19 protein-coding genes are annotated in these 22,810 nt (G+C 47.6%); 9 read left to right on the top strand and 10 right to left on the bottom strand.

The window, feature by feature from the left end:
- Window positions 1-5: 5 nt before the first annotated feature.
- From IT233_13905 to IT233_13890, 4 genes are read left to right on the top strand one after another with little or no spacing between them, the layout of a single operon-like run.
- Window positions 6-851 (top strand): TonB family protein, encoded by an 846-nt coding sequence (locus tag IT233_13905; GenBank protein MCC7303730.1) that lies wholly within the window; start codon window positions 6-8, stop codon window positions 849-851.
- Window positions 852-903: 52 nt separating this feature from the next.
- Window positions 904-1,104 carry a hypothetical protein gene (locus IT233_13900; protein MCC7303729.1) on the top strand — a complete coding sequence of 67 codons (201 nt, stop codon included), beginning with the start codon at window positions 904-906 and terminating at the stop codon, window positions 1,102-1,104.
- Window positions 1,101-2,048, top strand: a complete 948-nt coding sequence (locus tag IT233_13895) for a substrate-binding domain-containing protein (protein MCC7303728.1) — start codon at window positions 1,101-1,103, stop codon at window positions 2,046-2,048. Before IT233_13900 ends, IT233_13895 begins: the two co-directional genes overlap by 4 nt.
- 45 nt (window positions 2,049-2,093) lie before the next feature.
- Window positions 2,094-3,746 carry a tetratricopeptide repeat protein gene (locus IT233_13890; GenBank protein MCC7303727.1) on the top strand — a complete coding sequence of 551 codons (1,653 nt, stop codon included), beginning with the start codon at window positions 2,094-2,096 and terminating at the stop codon, window positions 3,744-3,746.
- Here IT233_13890 and IT233_13885 read toward each other — a convergent pair whose 3' ends face one another.
- From IT233_13885 to nadA, 9 genes are read right to left on the bottom strand one after another with little or no spacing between them, the layout of a single operon-like run.
- Window positions 3,747-4,652 carry an ethanolamine ammonia-lyase reactivating factor EutA gene (locus tag IT233_13885; protein MCC7303726.1) on the bottom strand — a complete coding sequence of 302 codons (906 nt, stop codon included), beginning with the start codon at window positions 4,650-4,652 and terminating at the stop codon, window positions 3,747-3,749.
- Between the two features lie 2 nt (window positions 4,653-4,654).
- Complete coding sequence (gene ppk1, locus IT233_13880) at window positions 4,655-6,715, bottom strand: polyphosphate kinase 1 (GenBank protein MCC7303725.1); 2,061 nt, start codon at window positions 6,713-6,715, stop codon at window positions 4,655-4,657.
- A gap of 18 nt (window positions 6,716-6,733) precedes the next feature.
- Window positions 6,734-7,225, bottom strand: coding sequence for a histidine phosphatase family protein (locus IT233_13875; GenBank protein MCC7303724.1), 492 nt, complete (start codon window positions 7,223-7,225; stop codon window positions 6,734-6,736).
- Entirely contained in the window at window positions 7,222-8,256 is a 1,035-nt protein-coding gene (locus IT233_13870; protein MCC7303723.1) for a hypothetical protein, read from the bottom strand. The genes IT233_13875 and IT233_13870 overlap by 4 nt, the downstream gene beginning before the upstream one ends.
- A gap of 1 nt (window position 8,257) precedes the next feature.
- Window positions 8,258-8,719: a hypothetical protein gene (locus IT233_13865; GenBank protein MCC7303722.1), complete on the bottom strand. Its 462-nt coding sequence runs from the start codon at window positions 8,717-8,719 to the stop codon at window positions 8,258-8,260.
- Between the two features lie 23 nt (window positions 8,720-8,742).
- The gene (locus tag IT233_13860) at window positions 8,743-9,495 is read right to left on the bottom strand and encodes a response regulator (protein MCC7303721.1); all 753 of its coding nucleotides are present in this window, start codon (window positions 9,493-9,495) and stop codon (window positions 8,743-8,745) included.
- Between the two features lie 4 nt (window positions 9,496-9,499).
- On the bottom strand, window positions 9,500-12,466 hold the full coding sequence (locus IT233_13855) for a PAS domain S-box protein (GenBank protein MCC7303720.1): 2,967 nt from the start codon (window positions 12,464-12,466) through the stop codon (window positions 9,500-9,502).
- 1 nt (window position 12,467) lies between these two features.
- Window positions 12,468-14,012 carry a hypothetical protein gene (locus IT233_13850; protein MCC7303719.1) on the bottom strand — a complete coding sequence of 515 codons (1,545 nt, stop codon included), beginning with the start codon at window positions 14,010-14,012 and terminating at the stop codon, window positions 12,468-12,470.
- Between the two features lie 36 nt (window positions 14,013-14,048).
- Window positions 14,049-15,044, bottom strand: coding sequence for a quinolinate synthase NadA (gene nadA / locus IT233_13845; GenBank protein ID MCC7303718.1), 996 nt, complete (start codon window positions 15,042-15,044; stop codon window positions 14,049-14,051).
- A gap of 462 nt (window positions 15,045-15,506) precedes the next feature.
- Between nadA and rpiB the strand changes: the two genes are divergently transcribed.
- The 5 genes from rpiB to IT233_13820 all read left to right on the top strand — a co-directional run bounded on the left by rpiB (window position 15,507) and on the right by IT233_13820 (window position 21,230).
- On the top strand, window positions 15,507-15,947 hold the full coding sequence (gene rpiB / locus IT233_13840; GenBank protein MCC7303717.1) for a ribose 5-phosphate isomerase B: 441 nt from the start codon (window positions 15,507-15,509) through the stop codon (window positions 15,945-15,947).
- Window positions 15,941-16,948: a M28 family peptidase gene (locus tag IT233_13835; GenBank protein ID MCC7303716.1), complete on the top strand. Its 1,008-nt coding sequence runs from the start codon at window positions 15,941-15,943 to the stop codon at window positions 16,946-16,948. Before rpiB ends, IT233_13835 begins: the two co-directional genes overlap by 7 nt.
- The gene (locus tag IT233_13830; GenBank protein MCC7303715.1) at window positions 16,945-18,327 is read left to right on the top strand and encodes a lactate utilization protein; all 1,383 of its coding nucleotides are present in this window, start codon (window positions 16,945-16,947) and stop codon (window positions 18,325-18,327) included. The genes IT233_13835 and IT233_13830 overlap by 4 nt, the downstream gene beginning before the upstream one ends.
- A 78-nt stretch (window positions 18,328-18,405) precedes the next feature.
- The gene (mnmG, locus tag IT233_13825) at window positions 18,406-20,295 is read left to right on the top strand and encodes a tRNA uridine-5-carboxymethylaminomethyl(34) synthesis enzyme MnmG (protein MCC7303714.1); all 1,890 of its coding nucleotides are present in this window, start codon (window positions 18,406-18,408) and stop codon (window positions 20,293-20,295) included.
- Window positions 20,296-20,342: 47 nt separating this feature from the next.
- Window positions 20,343-21,230 carry a class I SAM-dependent methyltransferase gene (locus tag IT233_13820; GenBank protein MCC7303713.1) on the top strand — a complete coding sequence of 296 codons (888 nt, stop codon included), beginning with the start codon at window positions 20,343-20,345 and terminating at the stop codon, window positions 21,228-21,230.
- 46 nt (window positions 21,231-21,276) lie between these two features.
- Here IT233_13820 and IT233_13815 read toward each other — a convergent pair whose 3' ends face one another.
- Window positions 21,277-22,770, bottom strand: a complete 1,494-nt coding sequence (locus IT233_13815) for a transglycosylase SLT domain-containing protein (GenBank protein MCC7303712.1) — start codon at window positions 22,768-22,770, stop codon at window positions 21,277-21,279.
- Window positions 22,771-22,810 lie beyond the last annotated feature (40 nt).

The raw sequence follows: 22,810 nt of genomic DNA, 5'->3' as shown, positions 1-22,810 counted from the left end.
ACGCCATGATTATCACTCTTATCATTGGCATGCTGATTATCGTAGGTTTGTCTTACGATAAAGGATGGACCAACGTCCTCCAGGCGGCCCGCAACAACCTTGTTTTTGAACAGCGCCACACCGATTACGGGGCGTTTCAGATCCGAAGAGGGTATGGTCGTGTGATGGGGCTGGCTTTGCTCTCCACTGTGCTGGGGATCACCCTCATTCTTTCCATTCCCACTATCATTACCTTGCTCACGCCGGAAGAAGTAGTGGAAGTGCCACTGACCGATAAAATGGTAGAGCTCACCGAGCCGCCCAGTATGGAAGAGAAGGAAACCCCTCCTCCTCCCCCCCCTCCTCCTCCTCCTCCTCCTGTGAGTTCGGTTCGTTTTGTTCCTCCGGAACCCTCTGAGCAGGAAGACGAAGAACCGCCTCCCACACAGGAAGAAGTAAAAACAGAGAACGTGGGAACGATCACCCAGGAAGGTGATGACGGACCTCCGCCGATTGTGGAAACGCCAACCGAAACAGAAGACAATACGGTATACGAAACGGCCGCCATTCAGGAGCAACCGGAATTTCCGGGAGGCGTAGCTGAAATGTATAAGTTCCTCCAGAAGAACATAAACTACCCGCAGATGTGTAAAGAGAACCAGATCTCCGGAAAAGTATATGTTGAGTTTGTGGTAGGTAAAGATGGTTCCATTTCTGAAGTGGCGGTAAAAAAAGGCGTGAATGCCTGTCCGGCCATGAGTGCCGAGTCGCAGCGTGTGATCTCGCAGATGCCCAAGTGGAATGCCGGAAAACAAAACGGTAAACCGGTTAAGGTGCGTTACCTCATTCCGGTTACCTTTAACCTGAAATAAGTTTCATTCGCGCCCCGGTTGTTACCACTTCCGGGGCGCATTATATCCCGACATGTCAAAGCAAATCACCCTGTTCATGATCGTGCTGTACACCGTAACGGGGTTCGTTTTCATCTTCACCGATCTGTTAATGGAACATATCAGCAAGTACCGAATGCTGTGGGGCTGTGTGTTTCTTGCCTACGCTGTTTTCCGCGCCTCCATGTTATACAGGGCACATCGTAAAGAACAAAATCAAAACAAGGAACTATGAATCGCGGATCTGTTACCTTCTGGTGCCTTACCGTTGTGCTGGCTGTATTGCTCATCCACAGCTGCAGTTCCGGCACTACAAAAAGGAATAATTCTGATACGCCCACCTCGGGCAGCGTTCGCGTGGGCGCCGATGATTCCTACCGGCTTATCATGGATGCGGAAGAAATGACTTTTGAGCAGTTGTATGTGGATGCAGATGTACATTTTACCTATACCCACGAAGATTCGCTAGTGGGCTTATTACTGAAAGACTCAATACGGTTCGCCATTCTTTCGCGTAAACTAACCGCACAGGAAGAGCAGGTGGTGAAACAGCGCAAGGTGGATCCCACCTATATCAAAATTGCATATGACGGCGTAGCCCTTATCGTTCATCCCGACAATAAACTCCGCGGTTTAAGCGTGCCACAGATCCGGCAGATACTCAGCGGGGAGTTGCAAACCTTTGCCCAGCTGGATTCCATGGGGAACAGAGATTCGTTGCGTATGGTTTTTGATCACGCACTTTCCTGCAATGCCAGGTACATGAAAGATTCCCTGATGAAAGCGGGGGCCGAGTTTCCCGGCAACTGCTTTGCCGTTAAATCCAATGAAGAGGTCATCAATTATGTAGCGGCACATCCCAACACTATCGGGGTTATAGGGGTAAACTGGCTCAGTGACCGCGACGACTCTCTTTCCAATTCCTTTCTGAAAAAGGTGCGGGTGCTGCCTATTTCCGCGGGTCCGTTTAAAGAGTATTTTGAACCGTATCAGGCCTATCTGGCTCAGGGACAATATCCCCTGATTCGAGACGTGTATATTGTTAAGGTTGAGGTAGGTGCAGGCCTTGGCACAGGGTTTGCTGCCTTTATTGCAGGTGAAAAAGGGCAGCGAATTATACTGAAATCGGGTCTAGTACCGGCCACCATGCCGCTACGGATTGTGGAAGTTAAACAGTAACCCTGATTTTGTATTTTCGCTCTCCGTTTACTGAAAAACAGTTATATGAAAAAAGTGATCCTTCTTGCTGTTCTCCTGACCGGGTCAGTGGTTCCTTTTCATGCACAGTCTCTTAAGGACGCCATTCGTCTTTCGGACAATGAACAATACGAGAAAGCGGCAGCAACCCTTGTCCGGCTGATTCAACAGGCGCCGAATAACGGTGAGAACTACTTTTATCTGGGAGAGAATTACTTCCGCCAGGAGGAATTGGATTCGGCGCTTTTATTTTACAACAAAGGCGCTTCCGTGAACCCTAATTTTCCGCTCAATCATGCCGGAATTGGAAAAGTGTTCTGGTACAAGGGAAAATCCGCAGAGGCCGGAACCCATTTTTTCAAGGCAGTTTCCATTGTAGAAAATGACAAAACCCAAAAATTACATCAGGTAAATACGTACCTGAAAATAGCCGAAGCCTATGTTTATGCTCCGATAAAGGATGTTCCCAAGGCGCTTTCCTACCTTAACAAGGCACTGGCGATCAATCCTAAAAACATGGAAAGCCTGGTACTGAACGGCGACGCTTTGTTTGAGCAGAACACCACAGACGGCAGTGCGGCCATTGAAGAGTACAAAAAGGCAGCGGCTGCAGACAAAACCTCGCCAAAGCCCCTTGTTCGTCGCGGTATTCTGTACATGCGCGCGAATAATCCTTCGGAGGCCGCCAAATATTTTACGGATGCCATAACACTTGAACCCAATTTTGCCCCGGCGTACCGCGAGCGTGCGGAAGCCTATAACAAAATGGGCCAGATCGAAAAAGCACTTGAGGATTACAAAAAATACCTTGAGCTCAACACCGGCAGTATTTCCGCCAGGGTGCGCTATGGGATCTTTCTTTACATCGCAAAAAAATATACCGAGGCACTGGATGTCCTTAAAGCAGTACAGAAAGAGGTTCCGTCCAATATGGTAGTGCTTCGGCTTATCGGATACTGCTATTATGAAATTGGTGATATGGCCAACGGAATGTCCACCATGGAAACGTACCTTGCCAAGCAGACCCCGGACCGGGTTATCGCGAGAGATTATGATTATTACGGAAAGTTTTACCAGAAGTCAGGAAAAGATTCCCTGGCTGCTGAAATGTTCAAGAAAGCCTTTGCGATTGACAGCAACAACTGTGATATGGCGGCCGAGATCGGTGGCGTTTACGCCAAAATGAAAAAACACGCTGACGCTGCAGTGTGGTATCAAAAACGAATCCTCTGCGGAAAGAAGATTGTGGCGAACGACTACTACTACCTGGGCCGCTCACTGTATTACTCCAAACAATACGTATATGGAGATTCTGCGTTCGCCGGCTACATTCGCCTTCAAAGCGGGATTCCGTTCGGATATGTGTGGAGAGGCCGCTGCAACGCCGCACAGGATACAGGTAAAGTGATGAAAGGGCTGGCCCTTCCCTTCTATACCAAAGTGATTGAGCTGGTGAAGCCCGAAGAGGTTGAAAAAAACAAAAAAGACCTGGAAGAAGCTTATGATTACCTGGGATCGTACTACCTCTCCAACAAAGAATACGCTTATGCCAAGTGCTGTTATGAAAAAATTATTGCACTCAATACCGGCAGTGAGAAGTTCAAACGCGTTCAGGAGTTTCTGAAAAGCGGTGCAGAGTTTAAGGGCGTAACCGCTGCCCCGGACTGCCTGAAAAAGTAATCAGGCTTCGAGGCGGTGCACCTGCTTCTGGCGGTATTTATCATACAACTGATGAACAATGCCGTCGGATAAACCAAACTGCGGAACAATGATTTTTTCCGCCTGCGATTGTTTCAAAACGCTGAGCAGGATTTTTGAGGCCGGCACGATCACGTCTGCACGGTCAGGATTCAGTCCCAGCACCCGCACCCGGTCTTCATAGGCGTACGATTCTACCATTTCACACACCTCTCTGATCCTTGAAACAGGCAGCGGCTTGCTCTCCTTTTTACGTGTCATTTTGAAGAGCTTGTTAATGTTTCCACCCGACCCGATGGCCGTTACCGGTCCTTTTCCTTCGCAAATCTCTCTCACCCATTTTTTAAAATAGGCCCAGTATTCCTTGTCGATCTGCTCATGCAGCATGCGAATAGTTCCCACGTTGAACGACTGAGACGCGACCACTTTTCCGTTGGAAAACAGCGTTATCTCCGTGCTTCCCCCTCCAATATCAATATAGAGATAAGACTGTCCGTTTTCCAGGTACTTCTCTATGTGGTTGGCATAAATGATATCCGCTTCCGTTTTGCCGTCAATGATTTCTATCCGGATACCGGTCTCTTTGCGAATTCTGTCCACAATATCCCAGCGATTCTCGGCGTCACGCATAGCCGAAGTAGCACAGGCGCGGTAGTCTATGGCATCATATACTTTAATCAGGTATTTGAATGCCTGCATCGCTGTTACCAGCTTATCCGCTTTATCTTTTCCGATTCTTCCCCGGATAAAGGAATCTTCTCCCAGGCGAAGGGGTACGCGAATCAGCTCCGCCTTTTTAAAAACCGGGGATTTCCCGTTTTGGGAAATTACGTTACAAAATAAAAGCCGCGTGGCATTGGATCCTATGTCAATTGCGGCGAATTTCATTCTTACTTCGATTGTGTTGAGCGGGTAAGATACTGATAGATTTCTGACTGGGAGCGCACCGAAGGTTTTTCCCCCGCCTTCACATAGGTGTTCTCCTGCATAGGAGTCAGAATCCGCGCCTTGGTATTGTCGGACCATTGTATTTCCATTGTCTGCTTTATTGTTTTGGCGATTCGCGGATCGAGCACCGGCATGGCCACTTCTGAACGGAAATCAAGATTTCGCGTCATCCAGTCGGCCGATGACAGATATATCCTTTCCTTCCCACCCTGATGAAAGATAAAAACCCTTCCGTGTTCCAGGTAACGGTCTACGATGCTGATGGCTTCAATGTTTTCGCTCTGATGCAGTGTTCCTGTTACCAACGAGCAAATTCCCCGAATGATCAGCCGGATCTTTACCCCTGCGCGGCTTGCTTCATATAGCCTGCGGATCATCGTACTATCTACCAGGCTGTTCATTTTTAAAAAAATCTCCGCTCTTCTCCCTGCCCTTGCTTCACTGATCTCCCCGTCAATCAGGCGCATCAGTCTTTTCCTGAGATTAAACGGAGCTACTAAAAGCTGCTCCAGTTGCGGACGGTAATTATTATTGAAGTAAAAACGAAAAACCTCCTCTACTTCCTTTGCAAGCTTTTTGTCTGCAGTAAACAAAGAAAAGTCGCTGTAGACCCCTGAAGTATCCTCATTAAAGTTTCCGGTTCCAACATGAGCGTACCTCGCGGTCTTGTCCTTCTCCTTCCTGTGAATCAGGATCAGCTTGGAATGCACTTTAAACCCGGGCACACCGTAAATCACATTTACTCCCTCCTCCTTCAGCTGATTCGACCAGAAGATGTTTGCCTCCTCATCAAAGCGGGCCTGCAGCTCCACCACAGCGTTCACTTTTTTACCGTTTCGTGCCGCGTTGATAAGCGCATTCACCACGTTAGAGTTTCGCGCCGCCCTGTACAGCGTAATGCTCACCGCAGTTACCTTGGGGTCCATGGAAGCTTCGCGCAGGAGGTCAATGGTGTGATTAAACGATTGATACGGATACATCAGCAGAATATCCTGGTTGCGCAATACTCGGATAAAACTTTTTTCTCTTCGTAACACGGGGTGCCGGGCCGGCGGCTCTTCTTTGTATTTCAGGGTGGCGAGTCCGAGGTCCGGAAACTTTATAAAATCCCGGAAGTTATGGTAACGTCCTCCCGGAACCAGGTATTCGTCTTTGAGCACCGGCAATTTCCGTTGGAGGAACTGGAGCGCATCCTTGGGTATTTCCACGTCAAAGATGAAGCGGACCGGGAACCCTTTCCGCCGCTTTTTCAGGCTTTTAGAAAGTTTTTCCAATAACCCTTTCGAAATGTCATTGTCTGTTTCCAGCTCGGCGTCGCGGGTCATTTTTATAGTAAAGGCATCAATGGTATCGTATTCAAAAAATGGGAACACGTCGTTGAGGCAGTGGCGGATCACGTCGTCGAGCAGGATCACGCATCTTTTCCCCTTCGCATCGGGCAGGCGAAAAAACCGGGGCAGCGCAGAGGGGATTTCGATGAGCGCATACCGGTACTTGTTTTCCTTTTCTCTTCGGACGATCCTGACCAGGAGATAGATTGCCCGGTCTTTCATGTACGGAAACTGAGGAGCGCTGTCAACCATAATGGGAAACAATGCCGGCATCACACTTTCACGGAAGTACTGCCGGGTCACTTCGCTCTGCTCCCTGTTAAGCTGCTTTTCATTCACGATCAGGGCTCCGCTCTTTTCCAGTTCCCGGAGCAGTTTTCTGTAAGTACTTTCAAAACGGGCTTGTTGCCGGATGATAATCTGCTGAATGCGGTCGTAGAGCGCGGCCGGACTTTCTCCGAGAAACTCCTCTCCCTTTTTTCCGTGTTTCATCATGCGCCTTACGGCTGCCACCCGTACGCGGTAGAATTCATCCAGGTTGTTAGAATAAATTCCAAGAAAACGAAAACGCTCCAGCAAGGGCACGCTGTTATCCTCCGCTTCCTGAAGCACCCTCTCGTTGAAGGAAAGCCAGGAAACCTCCCGGTTGATCAGAAAAACATGTGCAGGCATGGTGCCCGAATTTAAGGATTATTCGGGCCTTTTCTTCGGGAACTCATAAAACAGGAGTTCCCCCTTTTCAACATCGCTCCAGTGCCCGATCCTGAACTGAAAAGCAGCTGCGCCGCAGGTCGGAACATTATCGGTGCGTAAATTGCCCAGGCGATTGGCCAGGGTGGTAATAACCGGATTGTGCGCAAAGATTAACAACGTGTTAACATTCGCCTCCGTTCCCCGGATCACCCGCAGGTATTCTTTCTCGCCGGTTTCATATAGTGCGGCGCTCATCTGAATAATGCCGGGATCCAAAGAAAATCCTTCCGTAAAATAAAGTGCAGTGGTCATTGCGCGCAGGGCCGGGCTTGAGATCAGTTTGTCGGGTTTCACTCCCAGGTTCCGTAACCTTTCCGCCATAGCCGGCGCATCCGAATGTCCGCGTGCGTTGAGCGGACGGTAGCGGTCGCTGAGAAGCTCATTCCCCCAGTCGGATTTAGCATGCCGGATCAGAATGAGTGTTTTCACTGCGGCCAGAAATAATTTTTCTCCCATTCAAAAAACGCGTCCGCTTTGGTTCGGTGCTCCGTCACCCAGGCGGAAATGTCTTCGCCGGGATCTGTGTAATAACTCAGCAGAACATAAGCCAGTGTTTCTGCGTGGCCGTTCTTTTCCATGGCAATGAAAAAGGGCGCATAGAACTCCCAGAAAAATCCTTTTTGTCCTTCCGCATTCGCGGCCAGTGCTGTGCACAAGGCTTGAATTTCCTTCGCCAGCTTTTCCGCCGGGGTATGCTGTGTGTCTTTCCCGTAGAGTGTAGCCACCGACAAAGAAAGAAAGAGGTCAACCGTTGAAAAATTGTTTTCTGCTTTCTTGTCCATGCTTCCCGGCTCCACGGTAATATTCATCTGGTTATTGTCACCCTTTGAAACGTTGCCTTCCATTTTGCGCACCAACAGTTCCACCCCGGCCAGGGCCCGGGATCCCTCCTGCTCTAGTATCAAAAAGCGCATCAAGGCTAAAAGGGTGGCTATCCGGTTCTTTTGTTCGTCCATGATCACTGCCAGGTAAAAAGCAGAACCGGGATGGTGGGGGTTCAGGCGGGCGGAAGCATACAGGGCCTCGGCGGCATTCTCCTTCTTTCCCATGGAATAATACGTAACCCCCATATTAAAGGGGATTAGGTAGTAGGAAGGAAACTCGTCCCTGCCCTTTTTAAAGACCTTTACAGCGGCTTTTGGGTCGCCGGAGGCATCCAGACAGGTTCCATACACTACGTACGTCTGGCGGCGTATGGCAGTGTCTTTCTTCTGGTCCAGCAGCTCTCTGCACAAGCGGAAGCAGGGCTCCCATTCTTTGAGGTAATAATGCTCTCTGGAAAGTTCCAGTTTAGCGCGAAGGTTTGCCGGCTCTTTTTTAAGAAGATCCAGCAATGCTTCCCGTGCCCCTGCATGGTCTCCTTTGAGGCTAAGTTTGAGGGCAAATTCTATTTCCGGCGACTGGGCCGTGGCTGTTCCTGTTAAAAAAAACAATATGATTACCGTGACAAACCCCTTCATATCAGTACATCTTCTGGTCCCACAATCCCACCTCGGGTTTGCGCTTCCTTTTTTTCTTTTGCTTTTTCGGCTTCCCGCTAAGGGGGTCCTTTTCCCAGTTCAGCTCCTTCCGGGACTTTTTCATTTCTTTTCTCTTCGTACGCCGCTCTTTCCGTTTTTCCTTTTTAGACTTAATCACTTTTTTGCCCTTTGCTTTTTCACCGTAGCTCTTTCTCTTTTTTCTTGATTTTTTTTTGAAACTGTCTTGCTCTCGGTGGCTTGTCTTCTTTTTTCTTTTCGATGTAAAATAGTCTCCGTGAAATGTTTTGCCCGGTTTTCGTTCTCTGCCGAAGGGATTCTGAATCACACTCACGCTTTTGTGCTTGTATCCGCTACCCCAGGAAGGACAACTCTGCGCAAAAAGAAACTGGCTGCCTGTCAGCAGCAGGATGAAAAAAAACCGTACCAGCGGAAGCTGACACATGAGGAAAGTTTTGACGACCAGGATCAGACCTGGTTGATACGCTTAGTCAGATCGTCCTTATAGGAACCGCCGATCGGTATCTCCTTGTTCTCGTGTTCAAGGATGACATTGCTGTGATCAATGGCCACAATTTTATCAATACGAACAATGTAAGATCTGTGAACGCGCACAAACTCGTTCGACGGCATTTTCTTTTCAATGTCCTTCATCGTAGAGTGAATGGTATATCTTGCGTGGGCAGTATGAATGACCACATAGTCCTTCAGCGCTTCCACATAATATATATCCGAAGTTTTCACCTTTACGAGTTTGTTGCTCGACTTTACGAACAGAATGTCCTTTGAGTCTTTGTTTTCCACGAGCGAGTAGAGGAAATCACGTTCTTTCTTCACGTCTGTTTCCCGCTGGTGTTTATACAGCGCCATCTCAATGGAAGTGTGCAGATCAATTTCCTTGAACGGTTTGATGATATATCCGTAGGGCTCGGTTACCTTTGCCTTGGCAAGCGTACTCTCGTCGGCATAGGCAGTCAGAAATATCACGGGGATGTTGAACCGCTGACGGATCTGATCGGCGGCTTCAATTCCGCTCATCTCCCCTTTCAGCATAATGTCCATCAGAACCAGCTCCGGCTTCTTCTCTTCCGCATTTCGTATGGCGTCCTCCCCGTTATTGCAGATACCCACCACGTTGTAGCCCAGCTTTTTCAGACTCTGCTGAATATCCTTTGCCACAATGCTCTCGTCTTCGGTGATCAGAATATTGACTTTCGACATTCCTTTATTTTTTGATCATTCTTGGGAACGTGATTGTAAATTTCGTTCCGTTTTTTCTATCCAATTTAATGGTTCCGTTAAGCTGCTCTGACAGGGTTACCACCAATTGCAGTCCTAACGAATCCGTATTTCGATAATCAAACCCTTCCGGTATCCCGTCGCCATCGTCGGCTAAAACAACCGTGATCTTGTCGTCCTTCTCCCTGATTTTCAGGGTAATAATACCCTTTTTCTTTTTACGGAACGCATATTTCAGTGCGTTGGAAACCAACTCGTTGATTATCAAGCCGCAAGGAATTGACTGATCCAGATTCAAATGAACGTTTTCCACCTGACTTGCAAACTCGACCTTACGCCCGGAAAGGTCGTACGAACGCATCAGGTTCTTCGACAAATTTACAACATACTCCGAGAAGTTGACCTTAGAAAAGTCTTTGGTTTGATAAAGACTTTCATGAATAAAGGCCATTGATTTGATGCGGTCCTGGCTTTCCCGGAGCATCATGAGGGTGTTTTTGTCTTTTACATAGCTCGACTGCAGGTTGAGGATTGAAGAAATAACCTGGAGGTTGTTTTTTACGCGGTGGTGCACCTCTTTCAGCAACACTTCCTTTTCGTGCAGAGACTGGATGATCCGGTTCTCGTTTTGTTTACGTTCCGTGATATCGCGGGAAACGCCCATCGCTCCGATAATCTCTCCTTTGTCGTTCTTGAGCACAGAAGCAGAAAGATACGCGTGAAAAATCTCTCCGTTTTTTCTCCGGTACATCACCTCTCCGGAAAAAGTTCCGCTTTTATACAGGCCCTCTTCGGTAATGGTGCTTCGGTCTTCCGGGTTGGCGTAGAGCAGGCTAACGTGACAGCCAATCACCTCGTCTGCGGAATAGCCGAATGTTTTCTGTGCGGCCGCATTAAACTCGGTAAGTTTACCTTCGCGGTCCGAGGCACAAATCATGTCAATGGAGCTGTCGATAAGCAGTCGGGAATATTTCTGGGTTTCCCGTAACATGCGCTCTGTATTTTTTCTTTCCGAAATTTCTTCCTGCAGCCGCCTGCTGGTTTCCTCCGCGAACTGTGCCCGGAGGGTCTCTTTTTCGAGCTGACGATAATACTCGGGGTCTCTCACAAACATGAGCACCGCCTTTTCTCCTTGAAAATCGATGAGAATCGGTTTAGTCTCAATGCGGATGGTGTCTCCTTTGTGGTTACGGACGCGGGATTCGAGGTACCCATGATCTTCTCCCCGGAGGAGGGTTATCTTCCGTCTCCGCAGTATTTCAAGATCCTCTTCCAATGAGAAGTTGAGTACGTTTTTGCCGATGAATTCATCGGACGATCGGGCGCCCATAAGCTGAAGGGCGCGTTGGTTTGTGAAAAGGATGGTTCCCTGAAGATCGTGGACAAAGATTCCTTCCGGCGAAGATTCGATCAGATTTTTATACATCCGGCGGCTGTCCTCCTGGGCAAGCTCAAACAATTTCCGTTCTGTAACATCGGCAATAAATCCTTCCAGGAAAAGCACTTCGCCGTCGGGTCCGTATACCGCCTCCCCTTTTTCCCATACCCACCTTACATCCCCGCCGGCCTGAATAATGCGGTATTCTATTTCGAACGAACCTTTGTCCCGGACCGATTGCCGGATCTGGATGCCACCAATCCCTTTGTCTTCCGGATGAACCAGCGAAGAGAAGGTGCGCTCTTTATTTCCCACGATATCTTCCGGGTCGTAGCCGGTTAGTTCCTTGCATCCGTTGCTTAAAAAAAGCATGGTCCAGTATTCATCATATAAACAGCGGTAGGCCATTCCCGGAAGATTGTTCATCAGCGTGGAAAGCGTTCGCTCGCTCTCCCTCAGTGCTTCGGCCGTTTTCTCAAAAGCCGTAATATCAATTACTGAGCCCTCGATGACCTCTGTGCCGTCTACCGGCTCCCGGAGCACCTTTGCGTTCACCAAAACATGTACTCCCTCTCCGTTGGTTTTCTTCAACAGCAGCGGGTAATTGCTTACCGTGCCATCCTTTCTAAGCTTTCGTACATATTCCTCACGGTCCTCGGCTCTGAAATAAAAAGATGCCACTCCCCGCCGCGCCAGTTCTTCTCTTGAACATTCAAAAATATCCAGATAGGCGCGGTTGCAATCCAGCATTTTTCCTTGCACTGTTGTACGGAACACCCCCGCTACGCTGTTTTCGAACAACTCCCTGTAGCGGCGCTCGCTTTCCCGTGTCTGCTTTTCCACCAGCGTGCGGATCGTAACATCCCTGGTTACTCCAAGAATGGCTACCATCTCTCCTTTGGAATTCAGCTTGGGATATACTCTTTCTTCCAGCCAAACATAGTCCCCGGTTGTTTTGTTTCGAAAACGGTACGTCTGAACCTGGGCCGTTTTGTTATTATACAGTCGTTGCGCCACTTCCACTACCACAGGAAGGTCTTCCGGATGAACGTAATCTTTAAGTATTGCGATATTTCTTTTATATTCTTCAGCAGGGATTCCGATCAGTTTGTTCACGTTTTCCGAAATAAACTCCACCTCTCTCCTGCCGCCTTCCGCCCGGATCAGATATACTACTTCTTCAATGTTGTTAATAATATCGCCTAAACGCTCTTCATTTTTTCGTACATCGGTCACATCGCTGAATACTATCTGGATGGCGGCATGTTCTCCGAAGTGAATCCTTGAAGCGGCTACCTGAAGAATTCGCCGGGCGCCCGACCGAATGGTCACCGGCCAGTCTGAAATATGGTCGTTTTGGTTCGGGGAAGAAATGCTGCGGTAGGTTTCCAAAAATTTTTCCTGGTCGCCTGGAAGAATAAAGTCGAAGATGGAATGTTTCTCTTTTGACTCAAGGTATTCCGGATCAATGCCCAGTATTTCGTGTGCCTTGTGGTTGGCATAAGCAACACGATCTTCATCAAGAACCGCGATTCCTACCGGCAGATTGTCCCATAGTTCCTTATGTACCGACATTTTACTCCGTAAACGGTTTCACAGGAAAGTTGTCCCATTTGGTCTCTTTGCCGTCCTTATATGTGATGGTCAGAATGTATTCCAAGGCGCCGGTTTCTTCATTGTATCCCCAGTATCTCCAGTCTCCATCCTTCGTTCCCATTACGTATTTTCCTTCTCTCAACGGCTGGCCGCCGATGGTATATTCCTTGTATTTTCCGTCCGGATTTCCGTCTACAAAGCTTACCTTCCATTTCAATTGCTTATTAGAAATAAACCAGGCGTTCCATTCGCCCGACATCTGTCCTCCCTTGTATTCTCCGGATTCTTTATAGTCGCCCATACAATATTCCCATTTCCCTTCTTTCATGCCTTCCAGAAAATCACCGCGGGTAATTACACTTCCGCTGTCGCTGTACTCTGTCATGGCGCCCTCTCGTTGTCCGTCCAGGTAATTCTCTTCCCTTAAAAGGTTTCCGCCCTCATAATACCATTTCCATACTCCCTGTGCTCTTCCCTTTTTGTCGTACTTGCCTTTTTGTTCCAGTTTTCCATTGATGTGATAAAACGACCAGTCGCCTATTCTTTTTCCGTCCTTATACTCGCCCTTCCCCTTCAGCTGACCATTGGCATGAAACTCCTCCCAGGGTCCTTGCTCGTTACCGGCAGCATCCATGATGCCCGCTCCTGAAAGTATTCCTTCCGTATACACTTTAGTTTTGATCACCACTCCCTCGGGACTGAACAGGTTGTGAATTCCTTCCGGCTTTCCATCTTTGAATGTTCCCTCGTATTTCTTGGTCCCGTCTTCGTAGTATTCAGTTTTCACATCCAGCTTTGCCAACTCAGGCGCATCCTTGATGAGGGAATCCATAAAATATTTATACACATTCAGCAGCTGTCCGTTAGTGTCAAATTCCTTGTAATACCCATTCTTTTTTCCTTCCAGGTAGGTTGCCTCGTTCTTTATTTTCCAATCGGGATAAAACTCTTTCCACATCCCCGTCTTCCTTCCCTCCCCGTCCTTTCGGTTCACCACCTGCTGATCCTTCATGAATCCGAAGGTATATTCTACCATGCGTGTTACATTGCCATCTCCGTCGTATTCAAAGGCTGTTCCTTCCTCCTTTCCCTTATCGAAGGGGACTGTTGATTTAATTTTTCCGTTCGGGTAGTAGGCTGTAGATATACCATGCCGCAGGTTTTTTTCATATCTCTCTTCCAGTACCATTCGTCCCTCCGGATCAAATGAAATTTTTACTCCTTCCTTCCGGTCCTCACGGTACGTAATGGTCGTTTGAAGTTTCCCGTCTTCGCCGTAAAATTTCCAGACGCTGTCGAGCTTGAACTCTTTCCGGTTACCCTCTGTCTTCAGGTTGCCGTTCGGATAATAGGTTTTCCAGTAACCTTCCGGTTTGCCGTTCTTCAGCGTTCCTTCGCTGGAAATTTTTCCATTGTCGTAATAGAATTTATTGTAACCGTTCGGGTTTGTGTTTTCCCCTCCGCCCTGTGAAAAACACGGGTGAAAAAAAAACAGTCCAATAATAACAATGAATACTTTGCTCATAACAGACATACCCTCCTTAAAGTTACGTTTTTTTGATCAGAGGCCCAACTTTTCAGATAGTTCCAGCATCCGGTGTATTGGTCTGGCAGCCTTTTCAATTAATTCTGCGGGAAGGGTTATTTCCGGCAGTTCGTAATTCATGCAATTGTAAACCTTTTCCAGGGTATTCAGCTTCATGTGCGGACAATCATTACAGGCACAAGTGTTTCCGGGAGGTGCGGCAATGAATGTTTTATCGGGAGAGGCCAGACGCATCTGATGCAGAATTCCTGCTTCAGTAGCCACGATAAATGCATTTGCGGGTGTTTTCTTTGTGTAAGCCAGAAGACCCGATGTAGACCCCACATAGTCCGCACTATTTAGCAACGCCTCTTCGCATTCCGGATGAGCAATAAAACGAGCGCCGGGATGTTCCGCTTTCAGCGCCTGAATCTTTTCCAACGAAAATAATTCGTGAACCATACAGGATCCGTCCCACAAAACCATTTTCCTTCCGGTTTGTTTCATTATGTATCTTCCCAAATTCCTGTCAGGAGCAAAAATAATTCCCTGTTCGGGAGGAATGCTTTTAACGATATGTAATGCGTTACTGGAGGTGCATACGATATCTGTCAAAGCTTTTACTGCTGCAGAACAATTCACATAAGAAATAACCACATGTCCGGGATGTTTTTTAATAAAAGTCTCGAATTGATCCGCCGGACAATCATCGGCCAGTGAACAACCCGCATTTAAATCCGGAAGTAATACTTTTTTTCCGGGACTCAGAATTTTTGCAGTCTCGGCCATAAAGTGTACGCCGGCGAAAACAATAATATCCGCGTTTGTTGCGGCTGCCTGTTCGGAAAGACCCAAGCTGTCGCCAACATAATCTGCTATATCCTGAATATCCGGTTCCTGGTAATAATGTGCCAGAATAACCGCATTCTTCTGTTTTTTAAGTTTACTAATCTCCTCAAAAAGGTCAAGCGAGGTATCTGTCTTTGCATCAACAAATCCTTTCTTAATCAGGTTATGAACATTCACAGACATAAAGAATAAAATATATTTTAAAGTTACTTATTATGTTCTCTTTATTAGGCTGTTAGTATTGTCAGTTTTTTAAAAGAAAGGCTATTGGTTTCTTGCCTTCTAACAGTACTTCAACTTGCTTTAAACAAGGTTATTTCTCTTAATGTGTTGATAGTTAGATTTTAATGAAAGTAATAAACACGTGTTAGTAAACTCAACTGTTGATGGATTCTGCCTTTTGAAACGGTTCATAAGAGCATATATTTATGTGGGAAGATGTCAAAAGAAGAGGAATAAGAAAGCAGGATAATCCGGAAAAATACACAGGGGATGGCTTTATGAACAATACACAAGAATGATTTCAGAAGAATGTAACAGAGATGAACAGAAAACAGACAGGAATTGTTGGAAAATTGTTATTCCTTTCCGATCGGACTTTAAAGTTCTTTTTCTCCCTGAATTCCAATACTTTTGTGAGGAAACATGGGCCTGAACATATCAATAGGTTCCGATCACGCGGGATTTGATCTCAAAGAAGAGATACGCCATTATCTGGAGAAATCCGGCCATAGCGTCAGCGACCGCGGATGTTATTCTCCGGAAAGAACAGATTATCCGGACTATGCACACCAGGTAGCAGAAGATATTCTGCAAGGCCGTTCCGGATTCGGTGTTCTCATCTGCGGAAGCGGAAACGGAATAAGCATGGCGGCCAATAAGCACCCCGGAATACGGGCAGCATTGTGCTGGAACGAAGAAGTGGCGGCGCTTGCCCGGCAGCACAACAATGCAAATATTCTTTCACTGCCCGCCCGCTTTATCTCAAAAGAGGAAGCACAAAAGTGCGTTGACGCTTTCCTGAATGCTGTTTTCGAAGGCGGACGACATCAGCAACGGGTAGAAAAGATAGATCTGTCATGCTGAAGGCTTTTCTGGCGATACTCTTCCTTCCGGCTTTTATGTGGTCACAATACGATTCTGTGGCGGCGCGCTATGCACAGTTTATTGACAGGAAAGATCTGAAAAAGCACCTGCAGATATTTGCAGGAGATAAATTCGAAGGAAGAGAATCCGGAAAGAAAGGACAGAAAAAGGCGGCGAAATATCTGGCTTCCGAATTTAAAAAGAACGGAGCGCTTCCGCCAGGAGATACCTCTTATTTTCAGGTTTATGAAATCAACACGCGGGACAAAGACACAACACAAAAAACAATAATAAAACTTAAATCAGAAAACGTGATCGCCTTTATTGAGGGCACGGATCTGAAGAATGAGTTTATTGTGATCTCTGCGCATTATGATCATCTTGGGAAAAAGCTAAAGGTTGTGTATAACGGTGCGGACGACGATGGATCAGGAAGCGTTACTCTTTTGGAACTGGCACAGGCTTTTGCTGAAGCAAAGCGGAACGGCCATGGCCCGAGAAGAAGCATTGTTTTTATCGGCTTTTCAGGAGAGGAAAAAGGACTGCTCGGCTCAAAGTATTATGTAAAACATCCGGTATACCCTCTGGCTAAAACCGTATGTAACCTGAATATCGACATGATCGGCAGAGTGGACAAGAAACATGTTGCCGACAGCAATTATGTATATGTGATTGGATCCGATAAGATCAGCACCCAGGTTCATAATACGAACGAAGAATCGAACTATATTTATACCCGCCTCACCCTGGACTATACCTTCAACGATATTGAAGACAAAAACCGATTTTATTACCGTTCCGATCACTATAATTTTGCAAGGAACGGGGTTCCTGTTATCTTTTATTTTAACGGCGTACACGAGGATTATCACCGGGAAAGCGACGAAGAGCATAAGATCATTTATCCGCTCCTGGAAAAAAGAGCCCGCCTTGTTTTCTTCACAGCATGGATGATTGCCAACGATCCGGCACCAATCCTGCGAAATAAAAGCAGTAAATGAGCAGGGAATTTATAGACTCCTTTTTGGATGCCGCAGGGCAAAAGGTGTTTGATGCGGAACACCGGCGAAAGCTGCGCTTCAACATTACCCAGTATGACAAAAAGGTGGTGGAAGGGAAAAAACAGTATGAGCAGCTGGAGCTGGCCCGGCAACGCGCTTCCGCAATCAAGACCAGGGTCATAGATCACCTGGATAAATACCTGATCGAATTCGAGGCAAATTTTTTAAAACGGGGCGGAAAAGTTCTTTGGGCCCAGGATGCGGAAGAGTGCATGTCGGAGGTGGTGAAGATCATGCAGGCGCTGGGATATAAAAGCGTTGTTAAATCCAAATCTATGACCACCGAAGAGGTCCACTTTAATCACCATGTGGAAAAATTCGGAATGGAATCACTCGAAACAGATCTTGGGGAATATATCCAGCAGCTTCGCAACGAACCACCGTATCATATTGTAACTCCTGCCATGCACCTTTCAAAAGAAGACGTGGCAAAAACATTTCATGAAAAACAGGGTACACCACCCGACTGGAAGCCGCAGGACATTGTATCTCATGTGAGAAAATTGCTGAGAGAGAAATATGTAAAAGCGGAAGTGGGAGTTACCGGCGGAAATTTCCTGATTGCGGACATCGGAGCAGTTGCAGTTACAGAAAACGAGGGGAATGCCATGATGTCGGTTGCATGGCCGAAGATTCATATCGCAATTGTTGGAATTGAAAAGCTTATTCCCTCTCTCAACGACCTGGACCTTTTCTGGTCGCTGCTTGCTACACACGGCACGGGACAGAATATTACGGTATATAATACCATTTGCACAGGACCTCGCCAGCCGGGCGAAAAGGACGGACCTGAGGAAATGTATGTGATACTGTTGGATAACGGACGTACCAATCTGCTCGCACAGCCCGAGCAGCGCAGAGGACTGCATTGCATTCGCTGCGGCGCCTGCCTGAACGCTTGTCCGATTTATCAGGGAGTGGGTGGTCATGCCTATAATACCACTTACAGCGGCCCCATCGGAAGCGTTATTACGCCCCACATGAGAGGAATGTCCGACTTTAAGCACCTCTCCTATTCTTCTTCTCTTTGCGGCCGTTGTACAGAGGTGTGCCCGGTGAAAATCGACATTCACCATCTGCTCCTGCTTAACCGGAGAGACTCCGTTGCTGAAAAAACAACGGGAAAAACCGAGAACTGGACCTGGTACTTCTGGAAGAAAGCCATGATGAAGAGATCCGTCATGGAAAAGGGCGGGGCAAAGCTTAAAAACTTTATGCTGCGGCAATTCTTCAGAAAGTCCTGGGGCGATCGCCGGGAGATGCCTGAAGTGGCTCCGAAATCATTTAACCAGCTCTGGAAAGAACAAAGAGGTAAATAATTTACAGTTTATCCTCTCTGCCGGTGCGCAAGCTGCTTCGCGGCTTTTAGTTACCTTTGCGCCCCTTTTGTTAATAACGTGTTCAAAACCTATGACCTGATCGTTGTTGGGGCGGGGCATGCTGGCTGTGAAGCCGCCGCCGCCGCCGCAAATATGGGCTGCGCCACATTGCTCATTACAATGGACATGACCAAAATGGCCCAGATGAGCTGTAACCCTGCAATGGGAGGTATAGCTAAAGGTCAGATAATCAGGGAGATAGACGCTATTGGAGGACTTTCAGGGATTATTAGCGACCGAACGGCCATTCAGTTCAGAATGCTAAACCGTTCAAAGGGACCGGCTATGTGGAGTCCGAGAACCCAGAACGACCGGGAAATGTTTACCAATGAATGGAGAAGGCTACTGGAGAGGATACCAACCCTTCACTTCTGGCAGGACATTGTTACTTCGGTTATTGTAGAAAATGGTGCGGCGAAAGGAGTTCGCACCGGCCTTGGAGAAATGATAAATGCAAATGCAGTGATCATTACCGGTGGCACTTTTCTCAATGGTATTATTCATATTGGAGAAAAGCAGTTTGGAGGAGGAAGGGTTGGCGAAGGAGCGTCTGTTGGGATAACGGAGCAGATGGTCTCGCTCGGAATTAAATCCGGTAGAATGAAGACGGGCACTCCTCCAAGAGTTGACGGACGCTCGCTCGATTTTTCCAGAATGGAATTACAACCCGGAGATGAAAATCCGGGAACGTTTTCTTTTTTACCTCATCAATCTCCCCTACTCTCTGCAGCTAACCCGAGTGGACGTAAACAGCGACCCTGTCATATCACTTTTACTAATCCGGCGGTGCATGATATTCTTAAGACAGGCTTTGAAAGGTCACCGATGTTCACGGGAAGAATTCAGGGACAAGGACCGCGGTATTGTCCGAGTATAGAGGACAAAATTAACCGGTTTGCGGAGCGTGAGCGTCACCAGATTTTTGTTGAACCGGATGGATGGGAAACCGAGGAGTTTTATGTGAACGGATTCTCTACCTCTCTTCCTGAGGAGGTACAATTCAGAGCCCTTCAGCAGGTACCCGGGTTTGAGAATGTAAGGTTCTTTAGGCCCGGATACGCTATTGAGTATGATTATTTCCCTCCTGAGCAGCTCTACCCTACCCTGGAATCAAAGGCTGTTGAGGGGTTGTATTTCGCGGGCCAGGTTAACGGAACAACAGGATACGAGGAAGCGGCATGCCAGGGACTATCGGCTGGGATAAACGCAGTGTTAAAAATCAGAGGAAAGGAGCCCTTTGTGCTTAAGAGGTCGGAAGCATACATTGGAGTGCTTATAGATGATTTGGTTACAAAGGGCACAGAGGAGCCCTACAGGATGTTTACATCCAGAGCAGAATACAGAATTCTTTTACGGCAGGATAACGCAGACGAGCGGCTAACGGAGATTTCAGCAAGCATTGGGCTGGCTGGGGAAGATAGAGTGAAGTGCAAAAGGGAAAAGTATGATGCAGTAGAGGGGTTGGTTAAACGATTCAAAAGCGATAGCATTTCTCCTGAGCAGATAAACGCTGTGCTTACGGCGAAGGGTAGCGCGCCTATTCGGCAGAAAACAAAAATGTTTGGATTACTTACGAGACCGGACATGCGAATCAAAGATTTCGCAGAGCAGGGAATGCCTTTGGTAGAAGAAATTATGCTTAGCGCGGAATTGGTAGTGGAGGCAGCCGAGATTCGGATGAAATACGAAGGATACATAGACAAGGAAAGCAGCGAGGCAGAGAAGCTGAAGCGCCTGGAAGGAATCCAGATTTCTGCAGATTTTGATTATGACAAATTGAATTCCCTGAGTTCTGAGGCCAGGCAAAAGCTGGGACAGATTCGTCCCAGAACCATTGGGCAGGCGCTAAGGATCAGCGGAGTCAGCCCCAGCGACATTTCTGTTTTGATGGTTTATCTCGGCAGGTGAGTTCCACGTGGAACTTACTGCGAGCTATTCTAATTTTATACTGACTTATGGAGACTTTACATCAATGCCCAATATGTGAAAAGCCCGGATTCAGGGCTGTTCAGGCCTGCGTGGATTACACTGTTTCACGTGAAACATTTACTATCTCTGAATGTGAGAGCTGCGGGTTTTGGTTCACTAATCCCAGGCCGGGACCGGGCGAGATTGGGCGATATTACGAGAGCGAGGAATATATTTCTCATAGTGGAAAGTCCAGGGGACTGATGGGAGCTTTGTATCGCCGGGTGAGGGATTATACACTAAGGAGAAAGCTTGCTCTGGTGGTTGGTCAGCATCCGGGAAAACGAGAGATTCGCCTGCTGGATATTGGTTGCGGAACCGGGGAATTCTTAAACGTCTGTTCCCTTGCAGGACTTGTCGTTAGCGGAATAGAGCCCTCCCTCAAGGCAAGAACATTTGCCCAAACGAATTACTCGCTGGTGGTAGGGGAGGAGAGCCAGATTAATGCGCTGGAGAAGGCTTCATTCGATGTAATAACAATGTGGCATGTCCTGGAGCATGTTCATTCTCTTAAAGAGCGCGCGAGGCAGATCTACTCTTTGTTGTCTGCAGGAGGTGTGGCTGTTATTGCTGTGCCTAACCGCTCTTCTTGGGATGCGGAAAAGTATAAGTCGGAGTGGGCAGCCTACGATTTACCAAGGCACCTTTATCACTTCAGGAGAGAGGATATCCAGAGGCTGTTTGAAGCGGAAGGATTTCGTTTAACAGGAACACTGCCCATGAAATTCGATAGCTATTACGTAAGTATGCTTAGCGACCGAAACACCGGCAGGGGAAGCCTGCTTGGTTCCACGTGGAACGGTCTTGTCTCAAACCTGAAGGCAAGCACACGGGATGGCACCTGGTCATCGCAGATTTATATTCTCAAAAAGTAGTTAGGAGTACGAACAAAAAGGGCGGCCTTGCCTTCGCGCAGAGTATTTATCCTTTCTCGCTACCAATCTTGATTTTTTGTCCGGGCACAAGGCTGTACTTTTTCCCGAAACCATTAAGCTGTTTAAGGTTTTCGACGGTTGTGCCGTACTTCTGTGCGAGGGTCCACAGGTTGTCTCCATTGCGTATGATATGGTATTTATACTTGCCATCCCCGGGGGCAGTATTCACTGCTACCGTTTTATCTTTTGGAGCAATGGGCTTTTTATTGCTTACAACCGGTGAAGGGGCGGGGGCAGTTCCTTTTGCAGGAACGTAAATGGTTAATTTCTGACCGGGCTTGAGTTTGTAGCTGGTAAGACCGTTCCACGTCATTATGTCTGCTACAGTACATTTGTAGCGGTTCGCAATGGAATTGATCTTTTCTCCGCTTTTAACGGTGTGAGTTTTCTGAACCTCCTTTGTGATCATGCCCGCCAGAACAGAGTCTTCCTTGATGTATTTGTAAATCGAGCTCTCGTTATTGATGAAGCTTCCCACTCTTGAAACAGGAAGCGTAAGCACCATGGTTTGACCGGGCAGAACGGGGATATGGTTTCGCTTGTATACCGGATTAAGGTAAACCAGGTCTTCTACCGGTATATCCAGTACCGCACTTACCTGTGCGAAGGATACCGTTTGCTTGATGTGAACGGTATCTATCTGGAAAAAGCCTTTTTTGGGAGACAGGGTCGACAGGTTGTGTTCAGCTGCATAATTCATAACATAGGTCACGGCGATGAAGGAGGGTACATAGCCCTGCGTTTCTTTCGGAAGATAGGGCCGGACCTCCCAGTACGTTTTCTTACCTCCGGAACGCCGGATGGCCTTGTTGATGTTTCCGGGGCCACAATTGTAAGCGGCCAGGGCCATTTGCCAGTCGCCAAAGGTTTCATATAAAAACTGCAGGTACTGGCAGGCAGCTTCCGTTGCCAGTCGCGGATCACAGCGCTCATCCAGGTAAGATGTCACCTTAAGCCCGTATAGCTTTCCGGTACCATACATAAATTGCCACAATCCCATTGCACCCGCTCTGGATTTGGCATTGGGATTCAGCGCCGATTCAATCACAGCGAGGTATTTTAATTCCAGGGGCATGTTGTATTTATCCAGGGTTTCTTCAAACAAAGGGAAATAAAGCTCCGATAATCCCAGCACCTTAGCCATCAACTGACGTTTGCGGTAGGCATACATTTCGATATAGCCCTTCACCTGATCGTTGTAAACCATATCAAACGGACTGGTAGCATCGAGTCTCGACAGGCGCTGAGCGATGATCGCATCGGAGAAACGTGGAACACTGTCAGGAGCGTAGTTATACTTGGCAGCGCCCGAAAGAGGTTTTCCGGTTTTTTCAAATATGTTCAGCTGTACCAGCGAATCCAGCATGGCAGCGATTGGGTCGTCCTGAAAGCCCGGAGCAGACTGAGATAAGCAGGGAAGAGAAAGCAGTGAAAAAACTGCACCTAAAACGATTTCGCGAATGGATCCCGGCCTGATCATACACCTTTTAACGTTTCCACCTTCGAAGGGTTCCTCCGAA

Source organism: Bacteroidia bacterium (assembly GCA_020852255.1).
GTDB lineage: Bacteria > Bacteroidota > Bacteroidia > JADZBD01 > JADZBD01 > JADZBD01.
Note: the sequence above shows the minus strand (reverse complement) of the source record. Positions and strands in the feature narration are given on the sequence as shown.

Excerpts from the sequence above, each read along its gene's own strand:
- IT233_13890 (MCC7303727.1), top strand. The coding sequence starts at position 2,094 with ATGAAAAAAGTGATCCTTCTTGCTGTTCTCCTGACCGGGTCAGTGGTT.
- IT233_13815 (MCC7303712.1), bottom strand. The coding sequence starts at position 22,770 with ATGATCAGGCCGGGATCCATTCGCGAAATCGTTTTAGGTGCAGTTTTT.
- IT233_13865 (MCC7303722.1), bottom strand. The coding sequence starts at position 8,719 with ATGTGTCAGCTTCCGCTGGTACGGTTTTTTTTCATCCTGCTGCTGACA.
- IT233_13850 (MCC7303719.1), bottom strand. The coding sequence starts at position 14,012 with ATGAGCAAAGTATTCATTGTTATTATTGGACTGTTTTTTTTTCACCCG.
- IT233_13830 (MCC7303715.1), top strand. The coding sequence starts at position 16,945 with ATGAGCAGGGAATTTATAGACTCCTTTTTGGATGCCGCAGGGCAAAAG.
- nadA (MCC7303718.1), bottom strand. The coding sequence starts at position 15,044 with ATGTCTGTGAATGTTCATAACCTGATTAAGAAAGGATTTGTTGATGCA.
- ppk1 (MCC7303725.1), bottom strand. The coding sequence starts at position 6,715 with ATGCCTGCACATGTTTTTCTGATCAACCGGGAGGTTTCCTGGCTTTCC.
- IT233_13870 (MCC7303723.1), bottom strand. The coding sequence starts at position 8,256 with ATGAAGGGGTTTGTCACGGTAATCATATTGTTTTTTTTAACAGGAACA.
- IT233_13820 (MCC7303713.1), top strand. The coding sequence starts at position 20,343 with ATGGAGACTTTACATCAATGCCCAATATGTGAAAAGCCCGGATTCAGG.
- IT233_13855 (MCC7303720.1), bottom strand. The coding sequence starts at position 12,466 with ATGTCGGTACATAAGGAACTATGGGACAATCTGCCGGTAGGAATCGCG.
- IT233_13895 (MCC7303728.1), top strand. The coding sequence starts at position 1,101 with ATGAATCGCGGATCTGTTACCTTCTGGTGCCTTACCGTTGTGCTGGCT.
- rpiB (MCC7303717.1), top strand. The coding sequence starts at position 15,507 with ATGGGCCTGAACATATCAATAGGTTCCGATCACGCGGGATTTGATCTC.
- IT233_13900 (MCC7303729.1), top strand. The coding sequence starts at position 904 with ATGTCAAAGCAAATCACCCTGTTCATGATCGTGCTGTACACCGTAACG.
- IT233_13905 (MCC7303730.1), top strand. The coding sequence starts at position 6 with ATGATTATCACTCTTATCATTGGCATGCTGATTATCGTAGGTTTGTCT.
- IT233_13885 (MCC7303726.1), bottom strand. The coding sequence starts at position 4,652 with ATGAAATTCGCCGCAATTGACATAGGATCCAATGCCACGCGGCTTTTA.
- IT233_13835 (MCC7303716.1), top strand. The coding sequence starts at position 15,941 with ATGCTGAAGGCTTTTCTGGCGATACTCTTCCTTCCGGCTTTTATGTGG.
- IT233_13860 (MCC7303721.1), bottom strand. The coding sequence starts at position 9,495 with ATGTCGAAAGTCAATATTCTGATCACCGAAGACGAGAGCATTGTGGCA.